General features: G+C 67.2%; 8 protein-coding genes. 4 read left to right on the top strand and 4 right to left on the bottom strand.

The features are described 5' to 3' along the window. Together VN779_RS12240 and VN779_RS12245 are read right to left on the bottom strand one after the other, a co-directional pair. Positions 1-322 (bottom strand): hypothetical protein (locus VN779_RS12240; protein ID WP_325722613.1); only part of this gene is annotated, 322 nt, incomplete at its 3' end. A 46-nt stretch (positions 323-368) separates the two neighbouring features. Next, a complete protein-coding gene (locus VN779_RS12245) occupies positions 369-1,535 on the bottom strand; it encodes a hypothetical protein (protein ID WP_325722614.1) in 1,167 nt (388 codons plus the stop codon). A gap of 393 nt (positions 1,536-1,928) precedes the next feature. On the opposite strand from VN779_RS12245, the gene VN779_RS12250 reads away from it, so the two are divergent. Further along, entirely contained in the window at positions 1,929-2,387 is a 459-nt protein-coding gene (locus VN779_RS12250) for an NUDIX hydrolase (RefSeq protein ID WP_325722615.1), read from the top strand. 215 nt (positions 2,388-2,602) lie between these two features. Here the strand turns inward: VN779_RS12250 and VN779_RS12255 are convergent, their stop codons facing one another. Beyond that, entirely contained in the window at positions 2,603-2,875 is a 273-nt protein-coding gene (locus VN779_RS12255) for a hypothetical protein (protein WP_325722616.1), read from the bottom strand. Positions 2,876-2,975: 100 nt separating this feature from the next. Then, positions 2,976-4,553 carry a PspC domain-containing protein gene (locus tag VN779_RS12260; RefSeq protein ID WP_325722617.1) on the bottom strand — a complete coding sequence of 526 codons (1,578 nt, stop codon included), beginning with the start codon at positions 4,551-4,553 and terminating at the stop codon, positions 2,976-2,978. 148 nt (positions 4,554-4,701) lie between these two features. Between VN779_RS12260 and VN779_RS12265 the strand changes: the two genes are divergently transcribed. The 3 genes from VN779_RS12265 to VN779_RS12275 form a co-directional block, all read left to right on the top strand. Next, complete coding sequence (locus tag VN779_RS12265; RefSeq protein ID WP_325722618.1) at positions 4,702-5,919, top strand: PspC domain-containing protein; 1,218 nt, start codon at positions 4,702-4,704, stop codon at positions 5,917-5,919. Positions 5,920-5,971: 52 nt separating this feature from the next. Continuing rightward, positions 5,972-6,670, top strand: a complete 699-nt coding sequence (locus tag VN779_RS12270; RefSeq protein WP_349260750.1) for a response regulator transcription factor — start codon at positions 5,972-5,974, stop codon at positions 6,668-6,670. A 156-nt stretch (positions 6,671-6,826) separates the two neighbouring features. Beyond that, positions 6,827-7,886 (top strand): ABC transporter ATP-binding protein (locus tag VN779_RS12275; protein ID WP_325722620.1); only part of this gene is annotated, 1,060 nt, incomplete at its 3' end.

Below are 7,886 nucleotides of genomic sequence, written 5' to 3' on the forward strand. Positions count from 1 at the left end.
ACAGGTGATCGTTTGAGTAGCCGTAACGATCCCAGCTTTGTTGGGTTCCGCCGCCGAACATCGGCTTATGGCTTTCCGCTTGATTGATGCCATAGATGCCTTCGACAGTGAAAGCGTCTGATATCCCGATCAGCTCGGCTCCGGTGAGGCGCACATCGCGACTGGGCGTGAAAGCGTAGCCGAAGTACAGAGTCTCCCCAGTTGTGCAAGTGTTTGCCTCGACAGAAGAGGGCGGCGGCACCTGCATGAAAGACGCATCGTAAAAATAGCTGTGGATGAGCCACCCGGCCACACTCAGCGCTGCGACTGCGGCTATTGTCATCGCGGCTAGTCTGAGCCGACGATGAGTTGGCCGGGCCAGCTCGGCCTCAGTTCGAGTAGACAATTTGCGCGCCAGAGGTGGCTGCGGGATAGACACCGTTTCCGAAGAGTACATGCGGTATGGAGCTGTTGTTATTCATAACCCACTTGTACGTTACCGACGTGGAGTAGTTCGTATTTGCGGATAGATTTATTCCGAACACGTTCACGCCCGCGCTGTAGGTGGCGCCTGGGCCTCCGCTCTTGCTGAACGTCATGTTCGAATCGTAGAACGCCTCGCCGACGCCGCCGTGTGACTGGTCATACTGCCAGACGGGGCTGTTGCTTCCATCGTATTGCGTGAGGTTTCCGCTCGCGGTAGCTGAGCCCGTCCAGTAGTCAGGCACAATCCGATAATTGCTAACGTTTCCTTGGCAGCTGATGTACTCCTGCTGCTTGTCGTAAACGAATGTGCCCCACATGTACGGAGCGTAGTGGTCCCCGGAAGGTGCAGTCATCACCGAGCTGCCTCCAGTGAAGGTCACACTGGCCGCGCCGTTCGCGCTCCAATTGCTACCGCTGTTCGAGTACCCGATGCCGATCGTGGTGGTGGCGTTTTGCTGATACGTGTACTGCACTGACATACCGATATAGGCGTGTGGCTCGCCGATAATGACGCTATACGTGCCGGTCACGCCAGTCGAGTCCCAGGAGACAAAACCGCAGGGTGCGACGCCCCGAGGGGTGACGTGGGTGCGCGTGCGGCCGCCGGCGACCAGATGCGCGGGCTTAACGGTGAGGTCGAGGTCTCTTGCGCTGGAAAGCCCGGCCGCGACGCGCGCGTTTCGGTCGGTGCTGGCGATGGCGCTCGCTGGGGCAGTGGTTGCAGCAGTCTGCAGAGCGCCGCCGCTGGCTGAGGTCACGTCGACCTCATAGTTAATGGTCCCGGCGTCAACCTTCGCAAGCGTCGCCGTCTCGGCTGTGCTCGGGAGGGGCACCGAGTAGTGGCCTGAAGAGTTACTCGTCGTGCTCGCGATCGTGATCTCGTGAATACCCTTGCGATCCATCGCGAAGGCGTTGAGTTGGACGTGCGCTCCGGCGACAACGTGGCCCTGCGCGTCGTGAACTGTCCCGCTGATCTCACTCGACGACGCGCTCGCGCTGGAGGCGTAACACATCGCCGCACTTGCAGCCGCTACTACGGCCGCGATTCGGACAGTCTTGTTGTTCCTCACGCTGCTCCTTTGTAGATTTCTGATATAGGTTTGGGCAGGGGCGCACAAACCTACGGGTCCGACACGGATCGCGGCGCTGCAGATCGCGCCTCAGTAGGCGAATGTACGTCGGTATCGATTCTGAACCGAGACGCAGGATGCCCGCCAGCGATGACATTGCCCGCGCATCGGTACGTCCCGCTTTGCCAGGGCCTCAATCCCCCGCACGCCCCCGGCGTGAAGCTATTTATACGTGGGCTTATCCACTGAGCGCAATACCTTTGTTACCGAGCGGCACATGGCGCATCTCACATGCGAGCGCCTGCGACGGAATAAGGGCCCTAACGACATCTCAGCGCCGCCTGCAGGCGTACCCATCTCCGGAGTGCGCGGACTGACGGCATACTCGGCGGCATGAATCGTGCTGACACGCTGGACCGCGTCGCTGGACGAACGATCCTGCTTGACCCCGACGGCCGGATCTTGTTGTTTCAGTGCTTTGATCCGGCTCAGCCCGAGTCGCCGTGGTGGTACACCCCTGGCGGCGGCGTTGAGCCCGGCGAGACGCCGCAGCAGGCGGCGGCCCGAGAGTTGTTCGAGGAGACGGGACTTGCCGTTGAGCCCGAGGCCTTGGGCGAGCAGGTCTTCTACAACTATGCCGAGTTCTTCATGGACGGCGTGCTCTTGCGCCAGCACAATCACTTCTTCTTGTTCCGCGCCGAATCGACCGAGATCTCGACATCCGGGTTCGACGAGACGGAGCAGCGCCACCACCTCGGCCATCGCTGGTGGAGCGCAGAGGAACTAGAACAGAGCGTTGCGACCTACTTTCCCGAGGAGTTGGCCGGACTAGTGGCGCGATTGGCCCGCTAACGAGGCGCGAGCCCTGGGAACGGATTGCGCAATCTGGTAACGCCGATCAGATGATCTTCCGCGGTGCATCTGCCCGGACTCGACCAGCTGGCACCGATCGAGTGAATAGACGCCCGGCCGGTACACAGTAGAGCGACCGAGCGTCAGCGAGGGCGCGGAGCGTTTGGGGCGGGCGGGAGGGTCAAAGCAGCGTCACGCCCACGACGCATCATGTGTCACCACTCGTCGCGGCCGCCGCTAGCGCGGCTGTTGCGGCGGGCCCGCAGGAAGCCGCCGACGACGCCGGAGAGGCCGAGGCCGAGGAGCAGGAACGAGAGCGTCCAGCCCGCGTTGACGGTGAGGTGACCGCCCGCCGCCAGCAGGTACGCCCCGCCGAGCAGGAAGAACACCACGCCGGCCGCGATGGACACCGGATCTGCCGAGTTGCGCCTCGAAGTTCCCTGCACTGGGCGCGCGCCGGTCTTGTATCCGTGTTCCGGATATGTCACTGCCGTCGCCTCCTGGAGAGTCGGGTACTCGGGTAAGGGCGCTGAGAGGGGCTCAGCGAACGTCTCTTCGCCGGGCTCGATCGGCCCTCGCGGTCCAGGTTCAGTTGGCACGGTCCACCTCCAGATCTCCGGCGCCCGCCTTCAGGTCAAGCAGGATGGTTCCATGGGAGCCGCCGACTGCCGCGGCATCGAAATGGTGGGTCACGTCGATACCCGAGTGCTCGGAGTCGTCCGGGAAGATCATGCGGCCCACGCCCACGTGTCCGGTGATCTCGACCGCCACGTCGTCGGGCACTGTGACCAGCAACTGGCCGGCGCCGACGTAGGCGGTGACGTGCACCGTGCCGCCGTGTGGATCGACGTTCGATAGGTCGAGCTGGCCTTTGCCCGCCGCCAGGTTGTACGGCGAGCGCAGCGCGGCGGCGGAAGCCGGGACCCACGTGGTATTGCCGGTCTCGCCCCGCAGCGGGACACCGAGCGCGTTGGCCACGATCAGCGGCACGGACAGCACCAGGCCGAGCGGAATCAGTGCTCTGGCACGCCCGAACAGTCCGCCGACGACCATTCCCGCGCCGACCGCCATGACCGCCAGCGCGAGCGCCGAGGTGCCGCCGATGTGGAACGCGCCGGCCTCGGCGAGCACTCCGATCAGGCCGAGGGCCAACAGCGCGGCGGAAAGTGTCAGGCCACTGATTCGGCGTTGCGGCGGCGCCTCGAAGGTGCCTACGGGCTCGGCGCCGGGGGTGTAACCGCGGTACTCCCAGCCGAGCGTGGAGGCGAATGCGGCCTCTGATGTCGCCGTGGGGTCGGGCGCAGGGGCAGGCGGGGCGTCTGACGGCCCGGGACCTCCTGCCGCGCCCGTCGGACTCGACGCTCCGGTCTCGGGTGCCGGATAGGTCGGCACGGGGCGCTGCCACCACGGCTGCGGCCGGTCTCCTGGTCCCGGTCCTGCGCCTGGTCCCGCTCCTGTTTCCGGCCCGCGGCCGCGGCGTGCGTCCCCGCGCCAAATCAGTACAAGTACGATCGCGGCCGCCAGCACCAGCAGCGGCACCGCGTGATTGAGGCCCCTCGCCAGCGTGGTGAGTGCGACCATGCCCCCGAGCACTACGAGCACCGCGATCGCCACCGCGCCAAGCGCGCTGCGGCCGGTCAGCAGCCGGTGCGCCTCCGACTCACGTTCCCCGTCGTCGGGCACGAACAACCAGGCGGCCGCGTAGGCGAGCAGCCCGAAGCCGCCGATGAAGGTGAGCACGGCGAACAGGATTCGGAACACGACCGGGTCGACGTCCAGGTGTCGGCCGAGGCCCCCGCAGACCCCGGCGATCATCCTGGAGCGCCGATCGCGGCGCAGTGGCGGTCGCACCGGGCCCGGCCCCTGCTCCGGTCCCGGCCGCGTGCTTCCTGCTGCCGCGCCGTGTGTGCCCCGTCCGGCCGAGGACGCGCCTCCCCGCGCTTCCCCGGCCGTCGCGCCGGCCCAGGTGCCGGCACCGGCATCTGGGCCGGCGCCCGCGCCCGGGCCCCAGCCCCAGGCGTCACCGCTCCCCGCGGTGTTCTCTACCCCGGTGTTCCCCGCTCCGGTGCTGCCGGCTCCGGTGCTGCCGGCTGCGCTGCTCCCCGTGCCGGCACCACTCGCTCCAGCGCCGCTCATGTCGGCACCGCCCGCTTCCTCATCGCTCATGTCCTCAAGCCTCCCGCGCCCGGCGGCTCCTGCCATCGGGCGCACCCAGGATCCAACCCGGAACTTCACCCCCGAGACCGGCTCCGGGTCATCCCCGATGCACAATCGCCGCGCGCCGTGTGAGCATGGCTGTCGTGATGCCGTTGTGATGCCACCGCTGCCTGAAGGGACCCGCCGCCTCTACCGATCCTCGGAGCGTCGGCTGGTTGGTGGTGTCGCGCGCGGGCTCTCGCTGCATCTCGGCGTCGACGTCTGGCTGCTGCGGCTCGCCTTCATCCTGCTCGTGTTCGTCGGCGGCGCGGGCATCGTCACGTACGCGGCGTTCTGGCTGTTCGTGCCGCTCGGCCGGGTGCCGCAGGTCGACCGGTCGGATCCACGTCCAGGCGCCCGCGCGGCCGTGGCGATCGCGATCGCCGCCGAGGCGGTCCTGGTGATCGGAATCGGCGGCACGAACAGTTCCGGCAAGTGGAACGTCGTCCTCCCGGTCGCGGCCGTGGTGGTCGGGCTCGGCGTGCTGTGGCGGCAGGCGGACGACGACCAGCGCGCACGCTGGTTCCGGCCGCAGCGATTCAACCCGACCGCACTGCTGCGCGGGGTGCTCGGCTCCGCGGTGGTGCTCGGCGGCATCGCCGCGCTGGTCTCCGGGGGAGTGCCCTGGAACAAGGCCGGCCGCACCCTGCTCGCCGCGGGCGCGCTGCTGGGCGGCGTGCTGCTGATCGCGACTCCGTTCCTGCTACGGGTCTTCCGCGACCTGTCGGCCGAGCGGTCTGCTCGCATCCGCTCGCAGGAGCGCGCCGAGGTAGCCGCGCTGATGCACGATTCCGTGCTGCACACGCTGACGCTCATTCAGCGCAGCAGCGCCGACCCGACGGAGGTCGCGCGGCTGGCCCGCGCACAGGAGCGTGATCTGCGCTCCTGGCTGTACGAGGGCGGTCCGCGGCCGCGTTCCGGAGGAGACGTGCCGCCGGAAACCTTCGTGCAGGCGATCAAAGCCGCGGTCGCGGAGGTGGAAGACCGGCACAGCGTGCAGATCGAGGTGGTCACAGTCGGCGACGCGCCGCTGGATGACCATCTGAACGCGTGCGTAGCGGCTACGCGGGAGGCGGCGGTCAACGCAGCGAAGTACGCCAAGGGCGCCCCGGTCTCGGTATACGCGGAGATTGAGACGGAGGGCAACCGGACGCGCAGCGTGGAGGTGTTCGTACGTGACCGCGGGCCGGGATTCGACTTGGACACCGTCGCCACCGATCGCATGGGGATCCGCGAATCGATCATCGGAAGAATGCAGCGATACGGGGGACGGGCGAGCATTCGCACCGCGCCCGGAGAGGGCACCGAGGTACGCATAGAGTGGCGTCGTGACTGATCAGGGGCATGAGCAGGTGGAGCAGGTAGAACCGGTTACCGGCAGCGAGGACATGAGGGGGACCGAGGCTGCGGCCGGGGTCGAGGTTGATGACGCTGGATCACCGGCAGCGATCCGGCTGGTCTTGGTCGACGATCACCGCATGTTCCGTACCGGGGTGCGAGCGGAGCTCGATGAAGTCGCCGGGGCGGCGGTAGAGGTGGTCGGCGAGGCGGACGATGCACCGCGCGCCGTTGCGGTCATCCTGGCGACGCGGCCGCAGGTCGTGCTGCTTGACGTACACCTGCCCGGCGGCGGCGGCCTCGAAGTCCTCAAACAGTGCGTCGCGCGCGCACCCGAGGTCCGCTTCCTGGCGCTATCGGTCTCCGACGCGGCCGAGGATGTGATCGGCGTGATTCGGGCGGGCGCGCGAGGCTATGTCACGAAATCGATCACCGGTGCCGAACTCGTCGATGCAGTACGTCGCGTCGCAGACGGTGACGCTGTCTTCTCTCCGCGCCTGGCCGGATTCGTGCTGGATGCGTTCTCCGGCTCTGTCGCGCCCGTGGACGAGGAGCTTGACCGGCTCACGGCGCGTGAGCGCGAGGTTCTGCGCCTTATCGCTCGCGGCTATGCGTATAAGGAGATCGCGCGCGAGCTTGTCATCTCGGTGAAGACGGTGGAGAGCCACGTGTCTTCCGTCCTGCGCAAGCTCCAGCTCTCCAACCGTCACGAGCTGTCTCGCTGGGCGACCGCGCGACGGCTTGTCTGAGCGCAGCCGGATGTGCCGGCGTTATGTGCCGACGTGACGCATCGGCGTGACGTCCTGGCGTGACGTGCTGCCTGATCGCTCAGGGCGAACCTATCCGAGGACATTAGTGAGCCTTTCTCATCTATAGTGTGCTCGACGCCGAGACGAGGGGGTCAGGTGACGGCTATCAAGCGCGCACGGGGAAACGGCACCAAGCCGGTCGACACCAGCGAAGGCTGGCTGCGCCGGCTGCTCGGCTACACCTGGAAGTACAAACGGCTCGTCATCATCGCCGTCGTCGCCTCGCTCGCGATCAGCGGCATCAACCTGGTCGTACCGCTGATCCAGCGGGCCGTCATCGACAACGTGATCCTTCGGCACTCCGAGCCGCTGGCCCCCTGGGCCGTGGCGTTGCTCGCGGTCGCGGCGCTGAATCTGGTGGTCTCGCGCACCCGGCGCTATATCGGCGGCCGCATCGGCATCGAGGTGCAGAACGACCTGCGCACCGACGTTTTCGACGCGCTCACCCAGCTCGACGGGCAGGGGCAGGACAATCTGGAGACCGGGCAGATCGTCTCGCGCTCCTCCTCCGACATCAACATCGTCGCCCAGCTGCTCGGCATGGCCCCGATGCTGGGCGGCATGCTGCTGATGTTCGTCAGCTCGCTGATCGCGATGCTGGTGCTCTCCCCGTTGCTGACCCTGATCGGACTGGCGGTCGGCCCCGGTCTGGCCGTAGTCACCACGCTGGCCCGCAAGCGGTTGTTCCCGGCCACCTGGGACGCACAGCAGAAGGCCGGGATGCTGGCGGGCGTGGTCGAATCCGCGGTCACCGGCGTGCGCGTGGTGAAGGGCTTCGGCCAGGAACACCAGGAGGTGCGCAAGCTGGAGGGCGCCGCCGAGGCGGTGTTCGCGGCCCGGCTGCGCTCGATCCGGCTGACCGCGAAGTACAACCCGACCCTGAGCGCGATCCCGACTTTCGGACAGCTCGGCGTACTGGCCTTCGGCGGCTGGCTGGCGCTGCGCGGAGACATCACGCTCGGCACTTTCCTCGCCTTCTCCGCCTACCTCGCGCAGTTCGGCGGCCCGGTGCGCGCGCTCTCCACACTGCTGACGTTCGGTCAGCAAGTGCGGGCCAGTGCGGTACGTGTCTTCGAGGTCATGGATTCGAAGCCGCAGATCAGTGACCGGCCGGAAGCGCCGCCGTTGCCGGAGGGCGTCGAGGGGGTCGCGTTCG

The sequence above is a fragment of the Actinocrinis sp. genome (assembly GCF_035605935.1).
Lineage (GTDB): Bacteria > Actinomycetota > Actinomycetes > Streptomycetales > Catenulisporaceae > Actinocrinis.

Coding starts and splice junctions, on each gene's coding strand:
- VN779_RS12250 (WP_325722615.1), top strand. CDS start 1,929: ATGAATCGTGCTGACACGCTGGACCGCGTCGCTGGACGAACGATCCTG.
- VN779_RS12260 (WP_325722617.1), bottom strand. CDS start 4,553: ATGAGCGATGAGGAAGCGGGCGGTGCCGACATGAGCGGCGCTGGAGCG.
- VN779_RS12265 (WP_325722618.1), top strand. CDS start 4,702: ATGCCACCGCTGCCTGAAGGGACCCGCCGCCTCTACCGATCCTCGGAG.
- VN779_RS12270 (WP_349260750.1), top strand. CDS start 5,972: ATGAGGGGGACCGAGGCTGCGGCCGGGGTCGAGGTTGATGACGCTGGA.